Annotated in this window: 16 protein-coding genes; 9 read left to right on the top strand and 7 right to left on the bottom strand. The window is 46.7% G+C overall.

Annotated elements, in window-relative coordinates:
* Positions 1 to 3: 3 nt before the first annotated feature.
* The 5 genes from HUX74_RS08800 to HUX74_RS08820 form a co-directional block, all read right to left on the bottom strand.
* Positions 4 to 1,824 carry a RagB/SusD family nutrient uptake outer membrane protein gene (locus tag HUX74_RS08800; RefSeq protein ID WP_174646517.1) on the bottom strand — a complete coding sequence of 607 codons (1,821 nt, stop codon included), beginning with the start codon at positions 1,822 to 1,824 and terminating at the stop codon, positions 4 to 6.
* A gap of 18 nt (positions 1,825 to 1,842) precedes the next feature.
* Positions 1,843 to 5,079: a TonB-dependent receptor gene (locus tag HUX74_RS08805; RefSeq protein ID WP_174646518.1), complete on the bottom strand. Its 3,237-nt coding sequence runs from the start codon at positions 5,077 to 5,079 to the stop codon at positions 1,843 to 1,845.
* A 299-nt stretch (positions 5,080 to 5,378) separates the two neighbouring features.
* A complete protein-coding gene (locus HUX74_RS08810; protein WP_174646519.1) occupies positions 5,379 to 9,332 on the bottom strand; it encodes a hybrid sensor histidine kinase/response regulator transcription factor in 3,954 nt (1,317 codons plus the stop codon).
* Between the two features lie 104 nt (positions 9,333 to 9,436).
* On the bottom strand, positions 9,437 to 11,254 hold the full coding sequence (locus tag HUX74_RS08815; RefSeq protein ID WP_174646520.1) for a glycoside hydrolase family 2 protein: 1,818 nt from the start codon (positions 11,252 to 11,254) through the stop codon (positions 9,437 to 9,439).
* 126 nt (positions 11,255 to 11,380) lie between these two features.
* Positions 11,381 to 11,539, bottom strand: coding sequence for a hypothetical protein (locus tag HUX74_RS08820; protein WP_158562799.1), 159 nt, complete (start codon positions 11,537 to 11,539; stop codon positions 11,381 to 11,383).
* A 294-nt stretch (positions 11,540 to 11,833) separates the two neighbouring features.
* On the opposite strand from HUX74_RS08820, the gene mnmG reads away from it, so the two are divergent.
* The 6 genes from mnmG to deoC all read left to right on the top strand — a co-directional run bounded on the left by mnmG (position 11,834) and on the right by deoC (position 17,974).
* Positions 11,834 to 13,708, top strand: a complete 1,875-nt coding sequence (gene mnmG / locus HUX74_RS08825) for a tRNA uridine-5-carboxymethylaminomethyl(34) synthesis enzyme MnmG (RefSeq protein ID WP_117599886.1) — start codon at positions 11,834 to 11,836, stop codon at positions 13,706 to 13,708.
* A 56-nt stretch (positions 13,709 to 13,764) separates the two neighbouring features.
* Positions 13,765 to 14,289 (top strand): adenine phosphoribosyltransferase, encoded by a 525-nt coding sequence (locus HUX74_RS08830; protein ID WP_165491370.1) that lies wholly within the window; start codon positions 13,765 to 13,767, stop codon positions 14,287 to 14,289.
* A gap of 104 nt (positions 14,290 to 14,393) precedes the next feature.
* Positions 14,394 to 16,214 carry an excinuclease ABC subunit UvrC gene (gene uvrC, locus HUX74_RS08835; protein WP_138345240.1) on the top strand — a complete coding sequence of 607 codons (1,821 nt, stop codon included), beginning with the start codon at positions 14,394 to 14,396 and terminating at the stop codon, positions 16,212 to 16,214.
* 80 nt (positions 16,215 to 16,294) lie between these two features.
* Positions 16,295 to 16,747 (top strand): D-aminoacyl-tRNA deacylase, encoded by a 453-nt coding sequence (gene dtd / locus HUX74_RS08840; protein WP_117599888.1) that lies wholly within the window; start codon positions 16,295 to 16,297, stop codon positions 16,745 to 16,747.
* Positions 16,747 to 17,085: a nucleotide pyrophosphohydrolase gene (locus HUX74_RS08845; RefSeq protein WP_044468049.1), complete on the top strand. Its 339-nt coding sequence runs from the start codon at positions 16,747 to 16,749 to the stop codon at positions 17,083 to 17,085. The genes dtd and HUX74_RS08845 overlap by 1 nt, the downstream gene beginning before the upstream one ends.
* A complete protein-coding gene (deoC, locus tag HUX74_RS08850; protein WP_117599889.1) occupies positions 17,072 to 17,974 on the top strand; it encodes a deoxyribose-phosphate aldolase in 903 nt (300 codons plus the stop codon). Before HUX74_RS08845 ends, deoC begins: the two co-directional genes overlap by 14 nt.
* 85 nt (positions 17,975 to 18,059) lie before the next feature.
* Here the strand turns inward: deoC and HUX74_RS08855 are convergent, their stop codons facing one another.
* Positions 18,060 to 19,034 (bottom strand): polyprenyl synthetase family protein, encoded by a 975-nt coding sequence (locus HUX74_RS08855; RefSeq protein ID WP_117599890.1) that lies wholly within the window; start codon positions 19,032 to 19,034, stop codon positions 18,060 to 18,062.
* An 87-nt stretch (positions 19,035 to 19,121) separates the two neighbouring features.
* Between HUX74_RS08855 and polA the strand changes: the two genes are divergently transcribed.
* From polA to HUX74_RS08870, 3 genes are all read left to right on the top strand, one after another.
* Positions 19,122 to 21,977: a DNA polymerase I gene (polA, locus tag HUX74_RS08860; RefSeq protein ID WP_117599891.1), complete on the top strand. Its 2,856-nt coding sequence runs from the start codon at positions 19,122 to 19,124 to the stop codon at positions 21,975 to 21,977.
* A gap of 278 nt (positions 21,978 to 22,255) precedes the next feature.
* On the top strand, positions 22,256 to 22,648 hold the full coding sequence (locus tag HUX74_RS08865) for a DUF3836 domain-containing protein (RefSeq protein WP_005826180.1): 393 nt from the start codon (positions 22,256 to 22,258) through the stop codon (positions 22,646 to 22,648).
* Positions 22,649 to 22,781: 133 nt separating this feature from the next.
* Entirely contained in the window at positions 22,782 to 23,408 is a 627-nt protein-coding gene (locus tag HUX74_RS08870) for an HD domain-containing protein (protein WP_117599892.1), read from the top strand.
* 267 nt (positions 23,409 to 23,675) lie between these two features.
* Here HUX74_RS08870 and HUX74_RS08875 read toward each other — a convergent pair whose 3' ends face one another.
* Entirely contained in the window at positions 23,676 to 25,292 is a 1,617-nt protein-coding gene (locus HUX74_RS08875; RefSeq protein WP_117599893.1) for a family 43 glycosylhydrolase, read from the bottom strand.
* Between the last annotated feature and the right edge of the window lie 141 nt (positions 25,293 to 25,433).

A 25,433-nucleotide genomic window follows, 5' to 3' on the forward strand; every position in this document is an offset into this window, starting at 1 on the left:
AGATTAATTATAACCCGGATTTTGTTTCAAGTGGTCTATCTGCACTGCATTGGCAGGAATAGGCAGTATCCAGTAGTTATCACCACCCCATTTGTAGGAGTAGGTCACCTTACCCCACCATTGGCTCATGCCGTTGACTGCTCCACCATCATCTGTCTTGGCAAACTTCAACTTATCCCACGTTTTCCAACGGAGCTCATCGAAAAAGACCACATCCTCTGCCATCAATTCCCAGTGGCACTCGTTCATGATGCGTTCCTTCAAGTTGTCCTTGCCTGTCACCTGTGTATATGTATTGGAGTTCAGGAGTTGGGCACCTGCACGACTACGCACTTCGTTTACTTTAGCAATAGCCTCATCCATCTTTCCTACTTCATTCAAGGCCTCTGCCCACCAAAGCAATACCTGTCCGTAACGAATCAATGGAAGATCAACAGGCGAATAGTTGACAATGATTTCCATTCCTTCACCTACAAATTTACGGTTGGTATAGTATGCCATTGCAGTGATGTCCGTAGCATAGTCATACGTCGGCGCATTCAAGGTACGGTAAGGGAAACGATAGGTATAGTCCGTAGCCGTTCCGCTGATACCACCCGAATAAACGCTGTAAGGTGTCACAACCGATGCGGCAAGACGCGGGTCACGTTCGGCATAAGCCTTCAGAATTCTAGCTTCATTGCCACTCGACAGATATTTGCTCATATCAGCACCATTATTTTTAGCATTTGTATACTCTGCATCCGTCAATCCGTCACGATAGAAGTACACGGCACGCTCTGCAGGAGTCATGCTGCTGTAACCGGGAATATATTCATCCCAGTTGAACGGACTTCCGTCTGCATTCTCATAAGATTCCACAAAACGGGGATTGACAATGTAGTTTGTCCAGCCAAGACCTACACCCGAACCGTCATCGGGCAGACAGCGACTGCCATAGAAGTGATTCTTTTGGTGAGAACTGCTTCCATTATCAGCATCCGTACACTGGATGGAGAAAATCATCTCGTCACAACGTTCATTCTCCTGCTTGAACAACTGCTTGTACGAGTCTGCGCCACTGCCGGTATAGAGAGCGTAACCGCAATCTTTCACTGCCTGAAAGTCATTAATGGCTTTTTGCCAATCTTCCTTCCACATGTAGATGATGCCACGCAAAGCATAGGCGGCACCCTTGGTGACGTGTCCGTAATTGCTGTCGTTGCTGCCATACTTCTTCGGCAGATTCTCGTCCTCGATGCAAAGTGTAAGGTCGGCAACCAGGTTGTCCCACATCTCCTCCTGCGTACACTGTTTAGCATCCTTTGTATCATCTGTACTGGTAAGCGCCATTGTATAGTAAGGTATATTACCGTAAAGGGCGTTCAAGCGATAATACCACCAAGAGCGCATGAAGCGGGCTTCTGATACCAGGCGTGACCTTTCGCTTTCATCCATGTCTGTCACCTTGGGCATGTTTTCTATCACATCATTGGCACGGAAGATACCGGCATAGTATACCTGCCACCAACGTGTGCTTCCACGATCATTGCTGGAGGTATTGTTGCCCAGCAGTGAGCCAAATCCACCAATCCAGTTGGCATCAAGGTCCATGATGTACGACCAGCAGTCCCACCAGCCAAGCCAGGCATCATTATATCCGTAATACAAGATATTGTAAACACCATTCACTGTTTGTTCTGCCATTGTAGCATCGCCCCATACGGCACCAGAAGCTCCCTGGTCCAAGGGGGTTATGTCCATATCCACACATCCTGCACAGCACAAACCCAGTCCGGCAGTCAGTGCCAATCGTTTATATAATTTTTTAATTGTATTTTTCATTGAATTGTCTCCTCTTTTTTAGAATGTAACATTAATGCCGAAAGCATATTGTCTGATAGGCAAATAACCATTTCCAGCAACCATTTCCGGGTCAAGCCCTTTGAACTTGGTAATAGTCAACAGATTCTCACCCGTAGCGTAGATACGCAGATTCTTCACATACAGTTTTTGCATCCACTTGGTAGGGAACGTGTAACCAATAGTCAGATTCTTCAACTTCAGATAATTGCCGTTGTGCAACCACAACTGACTGGAAGTTTCAGTCTGTGCCGTACCGCCGATTGTCAGACGCGTGTTTTCAGAGTTGATATTGGTACGTGGGTCTGACGGATTCTCCGGGTCGTAGAAGTAATGGTCGGCAGCCACATCTTTACCTATACCGTAGCAACGTGTCAAGCGTGTACTGTTCAAACTCTGTTCCCACCAGGAAATCTTAAAGCCTGCGGCACCTGCCCAACTCATGGAGAAGTCAAATCCCTTCCATGAAGCACTTGCTTGAAGACCATAGTAGTACTTCGGTGTGGAAGAACTGCCTTGGAAATCGCGGTCGTTATCGTCACCGTAAATACCGTCACCATTGAGGTCGGCATAAATAACATCACCATACCAAATTTCACTCTTGCCTATTCCCTTGGCTGGATAGAATTCATAACCAGCAGCCACCATGGCTTTCAGCCAAGCCATATCCTGCTCTGTGCGAATCATACCGTCTTTAGGACCACCATTCAGATTTACCGAACCATCGGCATTGAAATGGCTGCCATTCCCTTTATAGAGGTTCAGCATGTAGTATTCGTTGATGGTGTGTCCTTCGAGTACACGCTGGTCACCACCAGTAGATACGTCACCAATGTTGGTAGAATAAACACCGTCTTTCCAGCCACGTTCCAATGCCCCCTTATACTTTGTCACTTCATTATGATTGAGAGAGAAGTTGGCATTGACGCTGTACTGGAAGTCTCTGACATTGTCCTGCCAGCCTAATGTCAGTTCAAAACCACGGTTGGTCACTTCTGCTATATTCTGGTAAGGAGAACCGAAATAAGCCAGTGTGGTGGACAAAGAAGGCTGATAGAGGATTCCGTCCGTCACCTTGTTATACCACTCTACGGTAGCATTCAAACGATTGCTCAAGGTAGTTACATCCAGACCGATATTAGTTACAGTCGTTGTTTCCCATTTCAAATCGGGATTGGAGAATGAAGACATTCCGAAACCGGAACTTACGTTATTACCAAACACATAGCTATTAACAGAATAGAGAGACTGGTAGGCATAATAACTATTGATAGCACTATTACCCAACTTACCCCAAGAAGCACGCAACTTCAAATTGTCAAAAATATTGAGGTCCTTCATGAAACTTTCCTCCGAAATACGCCAGCCGGCAGAGAATGAAGGGAATGCCCCCCAACGGTTCTCCGGAGCAAAACGGGAGGAACCATCATAGCGTATATTGGCTTCAAAAAGATAACGGGAATCATAAGCATAGTTTACGCGACCAAACCAGGAACGAGTAGCCAGTTCTCTTGTGAAACCGGAGAGGTAACTCGGCTCAGTCATAGCATTGAAGTCCGTCAACGAAGAGTTTACCATACCTTTCTTACAGATGTCTACTTCGCTCTTCCACCAGCGGTATTCTTCGTAACCCGCCATGGCAGATACAGAATGCTTATCATTGAATGTCTGGCTATAATTCAGTACGGCATTGCTTTTCCAGCTCTGCTCATAGTTCCGCCAATCATATACCTGGGCTTCTGCCAACTCTGCTGACGTAGGAGGATGATTGGTTACCGTTCCTGTCAGGAAGTTCATACGTGCTTTATATTCCGAGTCGTACAAAGTATGTTCATTGCGGAAGTTGTCGTAGTAGAAATTATATGTAAAGTTGAAATGTTTCAGGAAATCTACCTTCACATATGGATTCACATAGAATTTAGTCTGCTTCTTTGAACCTGCTTGTGTATCAATGAAGTAAAGTGGATTAGTGGCAGAAGCATCTTCTTCCGTTGATGCTACAGCACCATAGTAGCCATCATAGTAAGGATATGTACCGGGATTGGCCTTTTTCATTTCAGTACCGGTCAGATTGTCTATATTATTGCGTTCTTGGTCTGTGTGGTAGCCCCATGCACGAATTCCGGCTGTGAGGAATGAGCTGATTTTAGACTCTACATTGGAACGCATATAATATTTCTGCATACCAGAGTTGGGTGCTATACCCGGATTGTCCAGGAATGTCGCACTGAAACTGTAATTGGTACGTTTTTCCGAACCTACAACGGAAACAGTATGTTCTTGCATCCATTTGGGATTATACAGTACATCATACCAGTCTGTGTTAGGATATGCCACATAGTTAGGGTAGCCCGAAGCAGAAATGCCATTAGGGTCTTTTTCGGCAGCACGCCATGCATCAATGTTACTTTGGCTATACAATGTAGAAGTGCCGCTACCAGTACATGCTTCATTGAAAAGCTCCATATAGTCAGCATAATTGGACACCTGACGTATTAACTTGGCAGGTGTATTCAAGGAGAACTTGCCGGAGTATGTCACATTGATTTTACCGTCTGTAGCACCTTGCTTGGTAGTCACTAGGATAACGCCGTTGGCGGCACGATTACCATAGATTGCACAGGAAGCAGCATCCTTCAAAATAGAAATACTGGCAATGTCATTCGGATTAATCTGGTTCAATTCCATTTCCATTCCATCCACCAAAATCAACGGGCTGGATGTATTCAACGTACCTGTACCACGAATCGAGATGTTTGCTTTTTCTTCATTGGGCTTTGCTCCCGTAGTCATCACGTTCAAACCGGCAGCCATACCCGAAAGTGCATTTGCCACCGTCGTAACCGGACGTGAAAGTGCCTGGTCTTCAAAATCTACAGTGGACACGGAACCCGTCAGATTGACCTTCTTCTGTGTGCCATAGCCCACTACTACAACTTCATCCAGCATTTTGGAATCATCTTGCATCACCACTTGTAGCGGAGTACCGTTGAAAGTATGCTCTTGAGATGCCATACCGATAAAGGAGAACTGAATGATGTCTCCAACCTTGCCACTCAACGAGAAATTCCCGTTGAGATCTGTCACAACGCCTGTCGAAGTGCCCTTGATCACGACACTCACACCGATCAACGGTTCATCATTTGCGTCTTTCACCATACCGGTGATATTGCTGTTCTGCGCATAGGCAGTAACAGCAAATACTGCAAAAAGTAAGAATAAGATTTTCTTGATCATTTTTATAGAATTAGATTTTAAAACTATGCGGAAACTAACGCCCGCTTTTTAAATACACCGCAGAAAGTGATTAGTCACTTCTGCCAATCATAGAACATTGATTAGGATTTGTTACGTCATAAGCATAGGGGTCATAGTATTATAAATTGTTGGCTTTCGGATGCAAATATATCCGCATAAAGCTAAAATTAATGCAAATATTGCTTCAATCTATGCAATTATAAATCCAAAAAATGCCCCTGAAATATCTCTCAGGGGCATTTGGTTGGATTGTTGTATTTAGCAAGCATTCCATGCTATCATTTCACGAAGTCTTTGGGCAGAATACCGAATTGCTTCTGAAAGCACTTGGTAAAATAGGAAGGAGTATTGAAACCGGTCATGTAGCAAACCTCATTGATTTTACACTCCCCTTCCTTCAAAAGCTGCGCCGCTTTCTTCAGTCGTTCCAAGCGGATGTAGTCATTGGGAGTCATATCCAATATGCCCTTTATCTTCCGATTCAGGCTCGAACGGCTCATGTTCAGCAGGCTTGCCATATCATCCAGACAGAAATCCGGATTCTGCATATTGGCAACCACCACTTCCTTCAATGTTTTAAGGAAAGATTCATCTGCCTTTGTCATTGCCATACTGCCCGTCTGCACAAAAGGAGAATTGACAAAAGAAGCCCGTAGCTTCTCACGATTGTTCAGCAGATTGGCTACACACACTTTCAGATATTCCACAGAGAAAGGTTTCTCTATATATACGTCAGCCCCCAATTTCATTCCCTCTATTTTGGCTTGAAGGGTCGTCTTCGCTGTAAGCAGAATAATCGGTATATGGCTATAGTCAAGCTTGGACTTCAGGTGTTCGCACAATTCTAATCCATCCATCTCGGGCATCATTATGTCTGAAATGACAAGATTTACAGTATGCTCTTTCAGCACTTTCAAAGCCTCCACTCCGTTCACGGCAGTCAGCACACGATATTCCGAAGAGAGCTGTTTCACAATAAATGCCTGCATTTCCGGACTGTCTTCCACCACCAAAAGGGTATACCGGTGCTGTTCCAAGGCAGTACCTGCACCACTTTCCTCGGAGGATTCCCCGACCATTACCGGTTCTTTATGCTCTACGACCACCGTCTGCTCGTGCCTTAGTGGAAGTGACAGCAGGAAACAGTTGTTCTCCATCGAATCTTCCATGCACAGCGTACCCTCATGGAGTTCGGCCAATGAACGGGCAAGCGCAAGCCCGATACCGGTACCGGGCACAGAGCGCAACGCACCGGTTTTATACTGGATGAACGGCTTGAAAATCTCCTCGCGCATCTCTACCGGAATGACAAGGCCGTCATTGCATACAGAAAGCAGCAGTCTTTCACCTTCCGAATATAACCTGATGCGTATATAGGTCTCCGAATACTTTATCGCATTGGTCAGCAGATTGCTGATAATCTTGGTAAGCCCTTCCCTATCAACCGAAGCATACAAGCTTTCGGGAGTCTCTATACTCAATGCCAGCCCCCTTTCACGTGCTAAAGGCTTGAAACGCTTATACGTCTTCTGTAAGAGCTCAGATACGTCACATTCCACAAAATTCAATCGGAAGCCTTGTGTCTCTGTCTTCCGGAAGTCCAGCAACTGGTTTACCAAATCGAGCAGTCGGTTGGTGTTCAGTTCCATGGTCTCCAAATCATCCCTGATGTCATCCGAAACAGATTGGGAAGCCAGTACATTCTCAAGCGGGCTCTTTATCAGTGTAAGTGGTGTACGTATCTCATGCGCCACATTTGTAAAGAAGTCTATCTTTGCAGTATACAACTCACGTTCCTTTTCCCGCTCAAACTTGTCCATAGCCTGCTGATGCTTCTGCCGGGTCCGTTTTCTGAAATAGATGATTACAGCAGCCAGTGAGCATAACGCCAATATCGTATAACCGGCATATGCCCAGGTGGAGAGATAGAAAGGAGGATGAATATGGATGTCGAGCACACGTTCCGTAGCATTCCACTTGCCATCGCTGTTGGAACCTTTTATACGCAATGTATAGCTTCCATAAGGAAGGTTTGAATAGTTGATGATGGAATTCCGCCCTACCGTATACCAGTCGCGGTCAAAACCTTCCAACTTATATTCAAGTCCATTCATTTCGGGTGCTTGATAACTTAAAGCCGCAACCTGGAAAGAGAAGGAGTTTTGGTCGGCATCCAGTTCTATTTCATCCGCATAGGTAATGCTCTTCTCCAAAGGAGAATCCGGACTATCCACCGAAAGCCGTTTATTGAACAGAAAGAAGTCTGTAATCACCACGGGAGGGAGGAAAGTATTCTCCACAAAAGTTTCCGGATCAAAGGCAATGAATCCGTTGATACTTCCTAAATAGATGCGTCCTTTCTTGTCAATGTAACCGGACTGGAAATTAAACTGGTTGCTCAGCAACCCATTAGCCGTGGTATAAACATGCTTGCTCTCCGTATCGGGATTGAAGCAGACCAGACCATAATTAGAAGTAATCCATAAGTTTCCCCGCTTATCCTCGACCATCTTGTAAATGGTATTGCTCGGAAATCCTTTCGACATGTCATAACGGGTAAAATTATCCGTTTCCGGATTGTAGCGGCAGAAGCCCTCACCCAGCGTCATGAACCACAGACGCTTCTTGCTGTCCTCGTAAATACTGATTACTTTATTGTAGGGAAGAGAGGTCGAATCGTTCTCATTAGGCAGATAATTCCTCCACTGCCGGCTTCTTACATTGTAGCAGAACACTCCATTGGAGAAAGTGGCAAACCACAAATTTCCGTTGAAGTCCTCCAGAATGTCATAAGTAAACATATTCTTCAGCTGAGGAATCCGGGTAAAGTCATCCGTGGGACGATTATACTTCAACAGACCGGACGTGGTGCCTATCCACACGTCTCCCGTAGTGGTCCTGCAAATGGTAAAGGCGTCATTGGCGACCATGGAATTCTCACTCTCACCCTTGGCATAATGTTTCACCCGCCTGGTCCGAAGATTCACCCGGTTCAGACCACCGGAAAACGTACCTACCCACAAATCATCCCCATCCAGACAAAGGCCATGAACATTCTGATAAATGGCCGGATGTTCAAAGGGCACTATCTTTCCGTTTTCCGGATTGTAATTGAACAAGCCTTTGTCTTCGGTACCTATCCACAAAGTGCCGTCATTACTTTCACAGATTTCCCGTACACGACGGCCAAAATGCCTGAGATTGTCTCTCGGATAGAACTTCTCGAAATAAGTCCACTGATAAGGATAATAGTTCACTCCACCGAAATAGGAACCTATCCACATGCCGTTCTCCTTGTCACAGCAGAGCGAATAAATGGCTTTGTCCGACAATGCATACGAATCATCCTGGTCGGGAACGGTCAGATGGGTAATCTTGTCATTCGTCAGATTGTAAATATACAAACCAGACTCTGCACCCACCCACAGCTCGTTGTCAGATTTGAACTGCAAGGCCCTCACATAGGTGTTCAGCAGCTTCCGCGTCTTGCCTGTAGTCTGATTTATCTCTGTCAAACCGTTCAGCGAAGCGATATACACGCAGTTATGGGGTCCGTTGACCTGCCAGTTAATAATATCATTTTTGAAAATTTCATTTCCTTCCGCATCCTTGAAAGGCTGCAGAGGAGTTTCAAAGTCAGCTTTCGCATAGTAAAGATTATCCGCATACAAAGCCAGCCAACACGTATTCCCATTCAGCCAGAAGCGGGTGACATTGGGCAGTCCCGAATCGTGCAGATAGTTCAGCAGGCTCCCTTCATCCGGTTTATAACAGAACAACCCCTGGTTTTCTACCGATATCCAGATATTATCGTCCTCGTCACTTCCAATCATAGTGACGAAATCCCTGATGATACTGCCGTTATCACTGGCCTCATCGAAAGCGGTAAAGGAATCCAACACGGGGTCGTAAATAAAGACTCCTCCATCGGTTCCAATCCAGATATTACCCCGGCGGTCTTCATAGAGTGCGGTTATGAAATTCCTGCCTAAACTGGAATTCTCCTTCTTGTAGACACGGAAAGACAATCCGTCATAACGGTTCAGACCGTCCTTGGTTCCGAACCACATAAAGCCTTTCCTATCCTGCAAAATCTGATACACGGTGTTCTGCGAAAGACCGTTCCGGATATCCATCGTTCTGAAATAGTAATGAACAGCATCCTGTGCACAGACCGGCAATACCGCCCATAGGCACAGACTAAGGAAAAGCTTTATAATCAATCGTTTCATAACAACATTTTTATGTACAATTTACCATTTACAAAGTACAATTTAACTATGCAGATAACAGCGCAGCCAAATTGTACTTTGTAAATGGTAAATTGTAAATGCCCTTATTTCTTAAGTGAATTGCAGATACGCGTATTTATCTCCTTCACGCGTTTCTCATCCAGCTTTATCACCTTGCGGTCGTAAGTCATCAGACCGTTCACTTCCACCTCCACATCCGTGGTCTGTGTATAGACGGCCGCCGAGAAACCTCTTTTTATCATCTGATACAGCATATCGGCATATTTCACGTACTCATCAGTCACTTCTTTGGAAGAGTTAAACTGAACATATCCCCAGTTGCGATTCGGTTCCCAAAGATGGTCTTTCAAGACAAGGCCAATGCCGCCATACTCACCCAAAACCGTAGCGCGCTGTGCATCATACAGATACATTTCCGGTTGGGGATAGTTGTGAAGGTCGAGCATGTCACCGCAAGTATAATGGTTACCGCCGCTTGCCGGATTCACCAGGCGGGTCGGGTCATACTGTTTCGTCCATTCGGCTATCTCTACCGTCTTGAACTGCCCCCAAGCTTCGTTGAACGGTACCCATGTACCGATACACGGATAAGAGTAGAGGCAATCCATTATTTCTTTCCATTCCTTTCGATAATAAGCTTCGGATTCGGCAGAACGTTTCATTTCTGTCCCGTCGAAATAGCGACGGTTCTGCCATTCTGGATTACGGTCACCGCTCGGCATATCCTGCCATACGATGATACCCAAACGGTCACAATGTGTGTACCAACGTGCCGGTTCCACCTTGATATGCTTGCGAATCATATTGAAACCGAAATCTTTCGTCTTCTGTACATCGTACAGCAAAGCCTCGTCTGTGGGAGCTGTATACAGTCCGTCGGGCCACCAGCCCTGGTCCAGCGGTCCAAACTGGAACAAAGCTTCGTTATTCAGTTCCAGACGTACGATACCATCCGCGTCACGACGGGTGGAGTACTTACGCATGGCAGCATAGCTGTCCACCTTATCCACTACCTTTCCTCCGCTTTTCAGCGTCACTTTCAGCGTATAAAGGAAGGGGGAATCCGGACTCCACAACTTGGCATTCCGGGGCATGGACACCTCCACCGGCTCTGCATTGATACTTTTGCCGGTAGCTACCAGTTGATTGCCGTCATACACATTCACTTCCACAAAGTCGGAAGGGCATGCACTATTCAATTCAGCCCTCACTGTCAACAGATTACGGTCAATATCGGGAGTGATACGGAGGTTCTCGATATGTTTTCCGGCAACCGGCTCCATCCATACCGTCTGCCAGATACCGCTTACGGGAGTGTACCAGATACCTTCCGGATTGCTGACCTGCTTTCCACGGGGTTGAGGCCCTTTATCCGTTGGGTCCCAAACTTTTACGACCAACTGATTATTGCCTTTGCCAGAAAGGGCGGCAGTAATATCGAAAGAGAACGGAGTAAATCCCCCCGTATGGCTGCCTACTTTCACATCATTCACCCATACATCCGTTTTCCAGTCGACAGCACCAAAGTGCAACAGCACTTGTTTTCCCTTCCAGGCAGAAGGAATTTCAAAACTGCGCTGGTAGACCAGTTCCTGGTTTTCATTGATTCTTTTTCCAACTCCGGACAAGGAGGATTCGATGGCAAAAGGAACAAGTATCTGCCCTTCGAACTCTGCCGGAAGATGCTCACCTTTATTTATAACGGCATAATTCCACAGTCCGTTCAAGTTCTTCCAGTCACTCCGTTCCATGATGGGACGAGGATATTCGGGCAACACATTCGCGGGATTGATCTGGGATGCCCAGTCCGTTTTGATTTTATCACCTGCCGGCTTCCATTGCGCCGAACTTCCGATTGCAAACAACGTCAAGAATGACGATATGAGGAAAAATCTTCTCATAGTATTATAACTTTATTATTGGTTTCTACGAAAGCAAAGATAAGCCGATTCAGAAAAAAAGAATAGAAATTTCGAGCCAATAAATAGTATTTTTGTGGAATATCAAGGTATTACCGTCTCATTTTATCAAAGGAATCCATCAAAGGCATCTTTCTGACAGTTTTGCCAACCTGCTGACAGAAATACCGTACTCAGTACATTCAAGATTGTAAAGTTACCTTCGATATCGGTCACTGCCCCCATAACCAGACAGACAATGATTAACAAGAAGAATTTCTTTCTCATGCTTCTCTTCCTTAAAATTAATCAATCAAAACGCTTTTTAATATTCAATCACTGCAAAGATATGTCTCTTTTTCAAAAAGAAAAGTAATCACACTAAAAAGTTTTATTTTGATTACATTACAGACCAAATACAAGCAATATGTCTCCAGTTAAAGAAATCCAGAAAATAAGTATGATACCGAATGCGGAAATATAAGCAATGCCAAAGAAGATATATCCGGATTTTAAGATATGACACGTCCCGGCATACAACTTTTTTCGTAACTTTGCACAGTTTTAAAATACACTGAACGAATGGAGTTTAAGTATGACGTTATTGTAATAGGTGCCGGACACGCAGGATGCGAGGCCGCTGCCGCTGCCGCAAACCTGGGCTCGAAGACTTGTCTTATCACAATGGATATGAACAAAATCGGACAGATGAGTTGTAACCCGGCAGTGGGAGGCATCGCCAAAGGACAGATAGTACGCGAAATAGACGCCTTGGGAGGATATATGGGATTGGTGACAGACCAGACAGCCATACAGTTCCGTATACTGAACCGTTCCAAAGGTCCCGCTATGTGGAGCCCACGCGCACAGTGCGATCGCAACAAATTCATCTGGGCATGGAGAGAAATCCTGGAAAATATCCCCAACCTGCATATCTGGCAAGATACCGTGCAGGAAATCCTCGTTGAAAACGGTGAGATTACAGGAGTAGTAACACTATGGGGAGTAACGTTCCATGCCAAATGTGTAGTACTCACCGCAGGAACTTTCCTCAACGGACTGATGCACGTGGGACGTACCATGCTTCCGGGTGGACGTATGGCAGAACCTGCATCCTACCAATTAACCGAGTCCATCGCCAAACATGGCATCACATTCGGACGCATGAAGACGGGAACCCCCGTACGCATAGACGGACGCAGCGTGCATTATGAGGATATGGAAATTCAAGACGGAGAATGTGACTTCCACAAGTTCTCGTTCATGGATACTCATGTACGCCATTTGAAACAGCTCCCTTGCTGGACTTGTTTCACCAATGAAGAGGTACACCGGATTCTGCAGGAAGGTCTGCCAGATTCTCCCCTTTTCAACGGACAAATCCAAAGTATTGGCCCACGTTATTGCCCCAGTATAGAGACCAAGATTGTAACTTTCCCCGACAAGCCGCAGCACCAGCTTTTCCTGGAGCCCGAAGGGGAAACAACCCAGGAGCTCTACTTGAATGGATTCTCTTCTTCATTGCCCATGAACATCCAGATTACAGCATTGAAAAAGATACCGGCATTCAGAGATTTGGTCATCTACCGCCCGGGCTATGCCATCGAATACGACTTCTTTGACCCCACCCAACTGAAACATACGCTGGAAACGAAGAATATAAAGAATCTGTTCTTTGCCGGACAAGTAAACGGAACAACCGGTTACGAGGAAGCTGCCGGACAAGGAATCATGGCAGGCATCAACGCCCACATCAATTGCCACGGCGGAGAACCATTCACCCTTGCAAGAGATGAAGCATATATCGGCGTTTTAATCGATGACTTGGTAACAAAAGGTGTGGACGAGCCTTACCGTATGTTTACTTCCCGTGCCGAATATCGCATCCTGCTCCGTATGGATGATGCGGACATGCGACTCACGGAAAAAGCCTGGAAGCTAGGACTCGCCAAGGAAGAGCGGTACAAGCTGCTGACAGAAAAACGTGAAGCCGTGAACCGGATTATAGACTTCACGCGGAATTACTCGATGAAACCGGCATTAATCAATCCGATATTGGAGCAGCTCGGCACTACTCCACTGCGCCAAGGATGCAAATTGATAGATTTGATAAACCGACCGCAAGTAACAATTGAGAACATTGCCGAACATGTCAGCGCCTTTAAACGAGAACTGGATAAAATATCCGATAGAAAAGAAGAAATTGTAGAAGCTGCAGAAATACTCATCAAATACGAAGGATACATCGGACGCGAACGGATTATTGCGGATAAGTTGGCAAGATTGGAAAGCATCAAGATAAAAGGAAAGTTTGACTATAATTCCATCCAATCCCTTTCCACCGAAGCCAGACAGAAGCTGGTAAAGATAGATCCGGAAACAATAGCCCAAGCGAGTCGGATTCCGGGAGTATCTCCGAGCGACATCAACGTACTACTGGTACTTTGCGGACGATAGAGCGCAAAGTTCCACGTGAAACAAAGAATTCAACAAACCTATTAAATAAACTGATTATGAGCAAAGAAACGCTTGCTAAAAGCATTCGGGAAATACCCAACTTCCCCATTCCGGGAATTCTATTCTACGATGTAACTACCTTGTTCAAGGAACCTGCCGCCTTGCAGGAGCTCTCGGACACACTGTACGAGATGTATAAGGACAAAGGAATAACCAAAGTAGTGGGTATAGAATCAAGAGGTTTCATTATGGGCCCCATTCTCGCCACCAGACTGGGAGCAGGCTTCGTACCTATCCGCAAGCCGGGAAAACTTCCTGCAGAAACCATTGAAGAAAGCTATGATAAAGAATATGGCAAAGATACCGTACAGATGCACAAGGATGCCATTAATGAAGACGATGTAGTTTTGCTGCACGACGACTTACTGGCAACCGGTGGAACAATGGAAGCTGCCTGCAAATTGGTGAAGCAGATGAGCCCCAAGAAAGTGTATGTAAACTTCATCATCGAGCTGAAAGAGCTTCATGGCAAGGATGTGTTTGGGGATGATGTAGAAGTGGAATCGGTGCTATCGCTATAAATTTGTCAAACGAAACGACACAGAGGCACAGAGTACTCTTACCTGAGAGTTGATGTTATCCATCATTTTACTCCTCTTATCCTCCACCTTTTCATCATACCATTATGGAAGAACTCAGAACTAACGACTACCTCAAAGGGATTGTATCCAACCTTCCCGAAAGTCCTGGTATTTACCAATATCTGAATACCGAAGGGACCATTATATATGTAGGAAAGGCAAAGAATCTGAAGCGAAGAGTGTCTTCCTACTTCAACCGGGAGCACGAACCGGGAAAGACGAAAGTGCTGGTCAGCAAGATTGCAGATATCCGATATATCGTGGTGAATACGGAAGAAGACGCGCTATTGTTGGAAAACAATCTTATCAAGAAATACAAGCCACGCTACAACGTACTGTTGAAAGACGACAAAACATATCCTAGCATCTGCGTGCAGAACGAATACTTTCCACGCGTATTCAGAACCCGGAAGATAATCCGTAACGGTTCCTCCTATTATGGCCCTTACAGCCATATACCTTCCATGTACGCATTACTCGACCTCATCAAGCATCTGTACCCCTTACGTACATGCCACCTGAACCTCTCTCCAGAGAACATACGTGCCGGAAAGTTCAATGTTTGCCTGGAATATCACATCAAGAACTGTGCAGGGCCTTGCATCGGCAAGCAAAGTCAGGAAGATTACCTGAAAAACATCGCTGAAATCAAGGAAATCCTCAAAGGGAATACCCAAGAGATAGAAAGGATGCTCTTCCAACAAATGCAGGAGTTGGCAGCCGAAATGAAGTTTGAAGAAGCACAGAAGATAAAGGAAAAATACCTGCTGCTGGAAAACTACCGGGCAAAATCGGAAGTGGTAAGCAACGTGCTGCACAATATCGACGTATTCTCCATTGAAGAAGACAGCGATGAAAAGTCCGCTTTCGTCAACTACCTACACATTACGAACGGCGCCATCAACCAGGCTTTCACCTTCGAGTACAAAAAGCGGCTGAACGAAACCAAGGAAGAGCTGCTCTCCCTCGGCATCATCGAAATGCGGGAAAGATACAAAAGTCTTTCACGTGAAATCATCGTACCTTTTGAGCTAGATATGAAGCTGAAAGATGTCGTTTTCACCATCCCGCAACGGGGAGACAAAAAGAAGCTGCTGGAACTCTCCATCCTCAACGTGAAGCAGTACAAAGCCGACCGCCTGAAACAAGCCGAAAAGCTGAATCCGGAGCAACGGACTGTGCGCCTGCTGAAAGAGATACAACAAGAGCTGCACCTGGATCGCCTGCCCATGCAGATAGAATGTTTCGATAACTCCAACATCCAAGGTTCCGACCCCGTGGCCGGGTGCGTAGTCTTCGTCAAGGGGAAACCTTCCAAGAAGGATTACCGCAAGTACAATATCAAGACCGTAGAGGGACCGGATGACTATGCCTCCATGAAAGAAGTCGTAAAACGGCGCTATCAGCGCGCCATGGAAGAGAAAACGCCCTTGCCCGATCTTCTTATCACCGACGGTGGGAAAGGGCAAATGAGCGCCGTAAAAGAGGTGATAGACGAACTTGGCCTGAACATCCCCATCGCCGGGCTTGCCAAGGATGGCAAACACCGCACTTCCGAACTGCTGTACGGTTTCCCTCCCCAGACCATCGGATTGAAACAGAACACCCCCCTCTTCCGATTGCTGACGCAGATTCAAGATGAAGTGCACCGCTTCGCCATTACCTTCCACCGCGACAAGCGCAGCAAACGGCAGATTGCCTCCGCACTGGACGAGATAAAAGGCATCGGTGAAAAGACGAAAAGTGCGTTGCTCAAGGAGTTCAAAAGCGTGAAGCGTATCCGCGAAGCATCTGCCGAGGAGCTTGCCACCGTGGTGGGAGAAGCGAAAGCCAAAATCATCCAGACCTATTTCTCAGAGAAATAATGACTGATAAATCAGCCTGCAAAGCCATGCACACAACGAATTAATTCGTAACTTTGTTCCCTCAAAAAGACAAGAATAACATGAGAGTAGTGATACAACGTGCCGGATACGCTTCCGTCACCATCAACGGAACCTGCAAAGCCTCCATTGGAAAAGGCCTCATGATACTCGTAGGCATCGAAGAATCCGATGGAAAAGAAGATATTGACTGGCTTTGCAAGAAGATAGTCAACCTGCGCATTTTCGACGACGAAAACGGCGTGATGAACAAATCCATTCTTGAGGCAGGCGGCGAAATACTGGTTATCAGCCAGTTCACCCTACATGCCTCCACCAAGAAAGGCAACCGCCCTTCCTACATACGGGCAGCACGACCGGAAATATCCGTCCCGCTGTACGAACAATTCTGCCGGGAAATGAGTTTAGCATTAGGTAAAGAAATAGGTACCGGCGAATTTGGCGCCGATATGAAAGTAGAACTGATGAACGATGGTCCCGTAACCATCTGTATGGATACAAAAAACAAGGAATAATGACGTTAGAAGAAGCACAGAAACAAGTGGATTCCTGGATAAAGGAATACGGAGTACGCTATTTCAGCGAACTCACCAACATGGCCATACTGACCGAAGAAGTGGGCGAAATGGCCCGCGTCATGGCCCGCAAGTACGGAGACCAGTCCTTCAAAGAAGGAGAAAAAGACAACCTCGACGATGAAATGGCAGATATTCTCTGGGTACTTCTCTGTATTGCAAACCAGACCGGAGTGAACCTGACAGAGGCTTTCCGCCGTAACTTCGAGAAGAAAACCAGACGTGACCAGACAAGACATATCAATAATCCTAAATTGAAAGACCATGGAGAAGAATGAGCCTACCCAGAGTAAGTATGACGCCGCCCTGGCAAAGTACAACACCCAACTGGATGATGCAGAAATAGCTGCACAAGTTGCCAGAATCATTGCAGAGAAAGTACCGGCAAACAATACACCGGAGGTAAAGAAATTCCTGTTCAACTGCATTGACCTTACCACCCTGAAGAGTGAAGACAGCGATGAAAGCGTCATGAAATTCACCCAGAAAGTGAATAAATTCGACGAAGAGTTCCCCGACCTGAAGAATGTGGCAGCCATCTGTGTATACCCCAATTTTGCAGAAGTCGTAAAAGATACGCTGGAAGTGGAGGATGTAAAAATAGCTTGTGTATCAGCAGGTTTCCCCTCCTCCCAGACTTTCATTGAAGTGAAAGTGGCAGAAACTGCCATGGCACTGATGGAAGGCGCCGATGAAATAGACATCGTTATTTCGGTGGGCAAGTTCCTGGCTGGAGACTATGAAAGCATGTGCGAGGAGATACAAGAACTCAAAGCAACCTGTAAAGAGCACCACATGAAGGTAATCCTCGAAACCGGAGCTTTGAAGACGGCTTCGAACATCAAAAAAGCATCCATCCTTTCCATGTATTCGGGTGCCGATTTCATCAAGACTTCCACCGGCAAGCAACAGCCTGCCGCCACACCGGAGGCCGCTCTGGTTATGTGCCAGGCCATCAAGGAATATCACGAGCTGACGGGTATCAAGGTAGGCTTTAAGCCCGCAGGAGGAATCAACTGCGTGAACGACGCACTGATTTACTACACCATCGTCAAGGAAGTGCTCGGCGAAGAATGGCTGAACAACGAACTGTTCCGCTTGGGAACCAGCCGTCTTGCTAACCTGCTGCTTTCGGAAATCAAGGGCGAGGAAATGAAATTCTTTTAAGAGGAAGTTGCATTTACCTATAAATAAAGCCTGATGGAATGGATTCCATCAGGCTTTTTCATATTATCAACCGGAAATAGTTCCGTTATTTTTCCCGTTCCACCACATAGTCCAGATACCCGGTAAGCGCTGCTTTTACCTCCGTATCGGGCAAAGAAGCCAGCAAAGAAAGGGCCTTTCTCTTATAATCATGCATCACTTGCGAAGCATACTCTATGCCACCATGCTGCTTGGTAAACTCGATTAAATGGGCTATTTCACTAGGCGTTGCCTCTCCGTTCTTTATCTTCACGGCAATCTCTTCCGCTGTTTTATCCTTCACGGTATTGAGTACATGGAGCACGGGCAGGGTCAACTTCCCTTCCACCATATCATTTCCGGTAGGTTTGCCTATCTCCTTGCTCTCGGAGTAATCGAAAATATCATCCTTTATCTGAAAACAAAGCCCGATATATTCACCGAACAGACGCGCAGATTCCGCCATTTCATCGCTGGCTCCCACCGAGAGCGCGCCCGCCTTCGTACAAGCAGCAAAGAGCACGGCCGTCTTCTTGCGGATGACGTCGAAATACACTTCCTCAGAAAAATGAAGATTACTGACGTTGGAAAGCTGCAGAAGTTCACCATCTGCCAAATCCTGCCCCAGGCAGGAGACAATGTCAATGATGTCATGATTACGGGTCATGCCCACTTGCACCAACGCTGTCGCAAGCAGATAATCGCCTGCCAGCACGGCTACCTTATTATTGAAAATGGCATTAACGGAGAGTTGTCCACGGCGTTCAGTACTTTCATCCACTACATCATCGTGTACAAGGCTTGCATTATGGAGAAGTTCCAGTGCAACCGCAGCATGCAGGGTTGCAGGACATACTTTACCGAAAAGCTTCGCAGCCAGAAGCACCAGAATGGGGCGCATCATCTTCCCGTTCTTCTGCCGGATATGCGCAATCACGCTGTTCAGCAAAAGGTTGGAACTGGAAAGGGTACTTTCAAAAAGTTTCTTGAAGTCCTCCAGTTCCTCAGAAATCGGAGATTTTATCAATGATGAGTTGTCCATGCATCGCTATTTGCCTACAAAAATAGTAATAAAACGGTTAATACGGTATTTTTTTGTACTTTTACCATGAAAAAAAGGATTAAATGTATGAATTCAATCGATAAACTGTTTTTGCTCGATGCCTACGCACTGATATATCGGGCCTATTACGCGTTCATCAAGAACCCGAGAACCAACTCAAAAGGATTCAACACCTCGGCCATTCTGGGCTTTGTAAACACCCTGGAAGAAGTGCTTAAAAAAGAGAATCCCACACACATAGGAGTAGCCTTCGACCCGTCAGGCCCTACCTTCCGCCACGAGGCCTACGAGCAATACAAGGCACAGCGCGAGGAGACACCCGAGACCATCCGCCTTTCCGTACCTATTATAAAGGATATCATCCGCGCCTACCGCATCCCCATCCTTGAGGTGGCCGGCTATGAAGCGGACGACGTGATAGGCACGCTTGCCACCGAAGCAGGGCGGCAGGGCATCACCACCTATATGATGACACCCGACAAGGACTACGGCCAGCTGGTATCGGACCGCATCTTTATGTACCGCCCCAAGCACACCGGCGGATTCGAAGTGATGGGTACCGAAGAAGTAAAAGCCAAATTCAACATACAAACCACCGAGCAAGTCATCGATATGCTGGGACTGATGGGCGATGCTTCCGACAACATCCCCGGCTGTCCAGGTGTGGGCGAGAAAACCGCACAGAAGCTGATTGCCGAATTCGGCAGCATCGAGAACCTGCTGGAACACACCGACCAACTGAAAGGCGCACTGAAAACGAAGGTGGAGACAAACCGGGAGATGATTACCTTCTCCAAATTCCTTGCTACCATCAAAACAGATGTCCCCATCCGGCTCGATATGAATTCGCTCGTCCGGGAAGAACCGAACGAAGAAGAACTCCGCAAGATTTTCGAAGAGTTGGAATTCCGCACACTCATCGACCGGATACTCAAAAAAGGAAACGGCAACTCTTCCTCCCCCACCCCAACCTCTCCGACACCCGACCTCTTTGCCGGCACTCTGTTTGCCCAGCCGCAAACCTCCAATCCCGAAAACAGCGCCCCCGTTCAAGGCGATTTGTTTGCAAATTTTGCGGGCGAGGGGACGGGAGCTTCTGAAAATTCAAATCTGAAGCGGTTAGAAATGCTCGATGTAGACTATCAACTCATTGATACAGAAGAGAAAAGAAAGGGAATTATTCAAAAGTTGCTTACAAGCGAAATTCTCTCAATAGATACAGAGACTACCGGAACCGAGCCAATGGATGCCGAACTCGTGGGAATGAGCTTCAGTGACGCCGAAAATCGGGCATACTACGTACCCGTACCTGCTGAACGAGAGGAAGCCTTAAAAATTGTAAACGAGTTCCGCCCCCTCTTCGAAAACGAGAAATCCATGAAGGTGGGACAAAATATCAAGTACGATATGATTATCCTCCAGAATTACGGAGTCCGGGTGAAAGGCAAGCTTTTCGACACCATGCTCGCCCATTACGTGCTTCAACCCGAACTGCGACACAACATGGACTATCTGGCGGAAATCTACCTGCACTACCAGACCATCCACATCGATGAGCTGATTGGAGCGCGAGGCAAAAACCAAAAGAACATGCGCGACCTTCCACCCGAAGATGTCTACCGTTATGCCTGCGAGGATGCGGACGTCACCCTCAAACTGAAAAACGTGCTGGAAAAGGAACTGAAGGAGCAAGGTGCCGAACATCTGTTCTACGAAATAGAGATGCCGCTCGTCCCCGTACTTGTCAATATAGAGAGCAACGGAGTGCTGCTCGATACGGAAGCATTGAAGCAGTCGTCCCAGCACTTCACTGTCCGCCTGCAGGAGATTGAAAAGGAAATCTACGAGATGGCTGGCGAGACATTCAATATCAGCTCCGCCAAGCAGGTAGGCGAAGTGCTGTTCGACAAGCTGAAAATCGTGGAGAAAGCGAAAAAGACCAAAACCGGACAATACGTCACCTCCGAAGAGGTGCTGCAAAGCTACCGCAGCAAGCACGACATCATCGGGAAGATACTGGAATACCGCGGACTGAAGAAACTGCTGAGCACCTATATAGATGCCCTGCCCCAGCTCATCAACCCACGTACGGGCCGCATACACACCTCCTTCAACCAGGCGGTAACCGCTACCGGACGCCTCAGCTCCAGCAATCCCAACCTGCAGAACATCCCCATCCGCGACGAAGACGGAAAGGAAATCCGCAAGGCGTTCATCCCCGACACCGACTGCGAGTTCTTCTCTGCCGACTACTCGCAGATAGAGCTGCGCATCATGGCACACCTCAGCGAAGATAAGAACATGATAGACGCCTTCCTCAGCGGACACGACATCCACGCCGCTACCGCTGCCAAGATATATAAGATAGATATAAACGACGTAACCGCCGACATGCGCCGCAAGGCAAAAACGGCAAACTTCGGCATCATCTACGGCATCTCCGTCTTCGGGCTTGCCGAACGCATGGGCGTTTCCCGCCAGGAAGCCAAAGAGCTGATAGACGGCTACTTTGAAACCTACCCACAAGTGAAGGAGTATATGGACAAAAGCATCCAAGTGGCACGCGAGAACGGCTATGTGGAAACCATCTTCCACCGCAAGCGCTTCTTGCCGGACATCAACTCAAGAAACGGGGTGGTACGGGGCTATGCCGAACGGAATGCCATCAACGCTCCCATCCAGGGAAGTGCCGCCGACATCATAAAAGTAGCCATGGCACACATCTATCAGCGCTTCCAAGCTTACAATCTGAAAGCAAAGATGATTTTACAGGTCCATGACGAACTAAATTTCAGCGTTCCAGAGGCAGAAAAAGAGCTTGTACAGAAAATCGTAATCGAAGAGATGGAGCAGGCATATCGCATGTACGTACCCCTGAAAGCCGATTGTGGGTGGGGAAACAACTGGTTGCAGGCACACTAAACAGCCCAATAACTTTATTTAACTTACAATCAGAAAGCAACAGAAGCAATCCTTTCCAAATACAGTTTGCTCATCAGAATATCCGGCAACCTCGCTGCCGGATATTTTTTATTCACCAATCTTGCCAAAAGGAAAGCATACCGGAACCCTCACTACTGACATATTGATAAAATTTAATCCGATATTTATATTTATGTCAATTTAATACGTACCTTTGCAGCGAAATCAATGACATATTGATAGAAAATAGAAAGTTAAACTAAAAAAGACATAAAACCATGAAAGCAAAAGTATCTTTAAAAACAGTGATTGTTTCAGCACTTCTCTTAGTTTGCGGATTAAATGCCTCAGCCGACAATAAGAGCAACCTCATTTACAATTCGGAAGAAGTAAATGGCATGAAGGTGGCAGAGACCGTATACAAGATGGACGGAAACACGCTTGCCAACTATATGAAGTACAATTATAAGTACGACGACCAGAACCGCATGACGGAAAGCGAAGCCCTGAAATGGAACAGCACCAAGAATACATGGGGCAAGGACATGTGCATCCGCTATGCATACCAAGGCAAGACGATGACTACCACATACTACAAATGGAACAACAAGAAAGGCGAATACATACTGGTTCCCGAGATGACAGTAATCATGGACAACCCTAACATGTAATTGACAAACTCTCTCTTAAAGTAAGAAATCTTATTCCTAACAACAATAACCGAAACCTTTCATAAAAGAGCCGGAATGATTCGCACATTCCGGCTCTTTTATTATATCTTCGCCTCCTAAAAAGGAATGCCACATGATACCCGAGACCCTCATTACCTATATCGAGACAGCAATCATTCCCCGGTACAAGGAGTTTGATAAGGCACACAACCTCTCACACGTCCGCACCGTCATCGAAGAAAGCCTTGCCCTCGCCCGGCAATATCCCGAAGCGGACGAACGCCTGGCATACGTCATTGCCGCCTACCATGACACGGGACTGTGCCGCGACCGCGCCACCCACCACCTTGTCTCCGGCGAGATACTGATGGCGGACTCCACCCTGCGGCAATGGTTCTCCGACACGGAAATCCTCCTCATGAAAGAAGCCGTAGAGGACCACCGGGCCTCCACAGACCACGAACCTCGTAGCATCTACGGCAAGATTGTTGCCGAAGCGGACCGTATCATCGACCCGGACATCACCCTGCGCCGCACCGTCCAATACGGCTTGAAACAGAATCCTGCCGCCGACAAGGAGTGGCACTACCAGCGATTCCATCAGCATCTCATGGCAAAATATGCACCCGGCGGTTATCTGAAGCTTTGGTTTCCCGAGGGGAAGAATGCGGAACAGCTGAAGAAGCTCCAAGCCATTATCGCAGACGAAGGACGACTGCGGCAAGTTTTCAACCGAATATTCGAGGAGGAAAAGCAATAGCGGTATCAATGAAGCATATACCCCATTTCATTTCCGACTATGGAAACGGTTTGTTTCCTATAATGGAACAGAGTGTTCTCTATAAGGAAACAAAGTGTTTCCTATAACGGAACAAATCGTTTTATCCCGTCGAAACAAGTCGTTTCATACAAGAGAAACAATCTGTTCCGACGGGGTGTAACAAAGTGTTCTGTACTGTGAACTAATACAATAGCTCTATTTAGAAGGTCTCACAAGATAAGTATCCGCCTCCATAAGTATAAAGACTTATGGGCGTGGCAACATGAGGAAATCATAAAACTCACAGATGGACTGGCCTTCGGTCTCTGATTCGAAGACAAAGAAGAGCGGCTGCTTTCCCTTATGCAGCTTTGCCGGAATAGAGAGCGGAGCATAAAACTCCCTGCAAGTGCTGCCAGCCTTCACATCCACAAGTCCTATCTCTACACCACCTTTTGTTGTCCAAGGGCTACCCAGCATGATGCGGATGCGTCCGTCGGTATCTTCAGCCTTCAACCTTAACTGCATCTGCAAAGGCTTATCTTGCGGAACGGCATTCATATTCAAGTATTTATATCCTACAATCGACCCGCTTGTATTATTCACCACCGGAGCGAACGGGATTTTGTGGTTGTTATCGCCGGCATAGGGATTATTATCCCGGTACACAGGCCGGATGTAAGACCCCGTGTAAACATAATGGGGATAAACCTCTTTGATACCTCCGGGATTGGTGTGCCAACAAGCCAGTCCGGCCGAGATGCGTTGCATAGGATTGAGCCCTTCAAGAAGGAAACCCTCAGAGTTGAATTCCCCGCGTGAAATCACAACTTTCCCGCCTTTTCCTTTTTCCACCTTTACATCAATGGCCGACACCATAGCCTGGCGTGCATAGCAATCAGTACCTATCTGGCGATGATAGAACACGTACCATTGCTTGCCTATCTTACAGATACTGCCATGCGTATTTCCACCGGGCATGGCAGAAGCTATCACATTGCCTTTTTCATCATATTCGCGCGCCCGCGCATCGATGATTGTTCCGCCATAGGTCCAGGGGCCCAAAGGATGCTCGCTGTAGGCATAGGCCAACGTATAATTGCTGGCGTTTGGCAAGCCATCTTCACCCTCAGCGGTAGTACGGCTATAGATAAACACATACTTATCCTCAATCTTGCGGATGGAGGATGCCTCAAAGAAGCGGAATATACCTTCCTGCCGATAGCCTGAAATCATGTTCTCCACCACTTCGGTACCCGGCTTTACCGTGCACATGGTAGCAGGGTCCAACTCCGCGCCATGCGAAATGCCAAATCCCCAATAACCATACACACGTCCATCATCATCGACAAACACTGCGGGGTCGAATCCCAAACAACCGAAAGTCTCGCGAGGACGCTCCTTATGCCAGTTGCATACCGTAAACGGGCCATCGGGACGGTCGCTTTTGGCAATCATGGAATTGCGTCCGCCACCTTGATTGTTCGGAAAAAGGTAATAAGTTTTCTTACCATCGGCATCGGTAGTTACTGTCACGTCAGGAGCAAAAAGCACGTCGTCGGTTCCATCAGCATTCAGTTTATACAGTTCGGGCGACTCATTGACTTTAAATATCACGCCGTCATATCTCCAACGGGTCAAGTCTTCTACGGGTGCCGACCACACCACTTGGTCACGTCCGCAATACATCCACTTGAGATTATCGTGCGAACCATAAATATAAAGACGGTACTTGCCGGGACAGTCAGGATCCTCAAACACATAGGGCTCACCATCAGGAATAAATTCCCAAAGCGGCAGATAAGGATTCTGTGCAGATAATGTAAAAGACAGACCGATGAGACAAGAGAAAATCATCAGAATTTTTCTTACTTTGTTTTTCATAATCGCATTGATTTATAGAATGATACTTAAATTTATAATTGCGACAAAACTATCAATTTATCATTTTACTCTCGTGCTTTTAATGCAAATTAACACACCCACTTTCCCCGGTAAGTACTATCTTTGCTTAAAAAAGTGAAG

The organism is Bacteroides sp. Marseille-P8574 (assembly GCF_902825465.1).
Lineage (GTDB): Bacteria > Bacteroidota > Bacteroidia > Bacteroidales > Bacteroidaceae > Bacteroides > Bacteroides uniformis.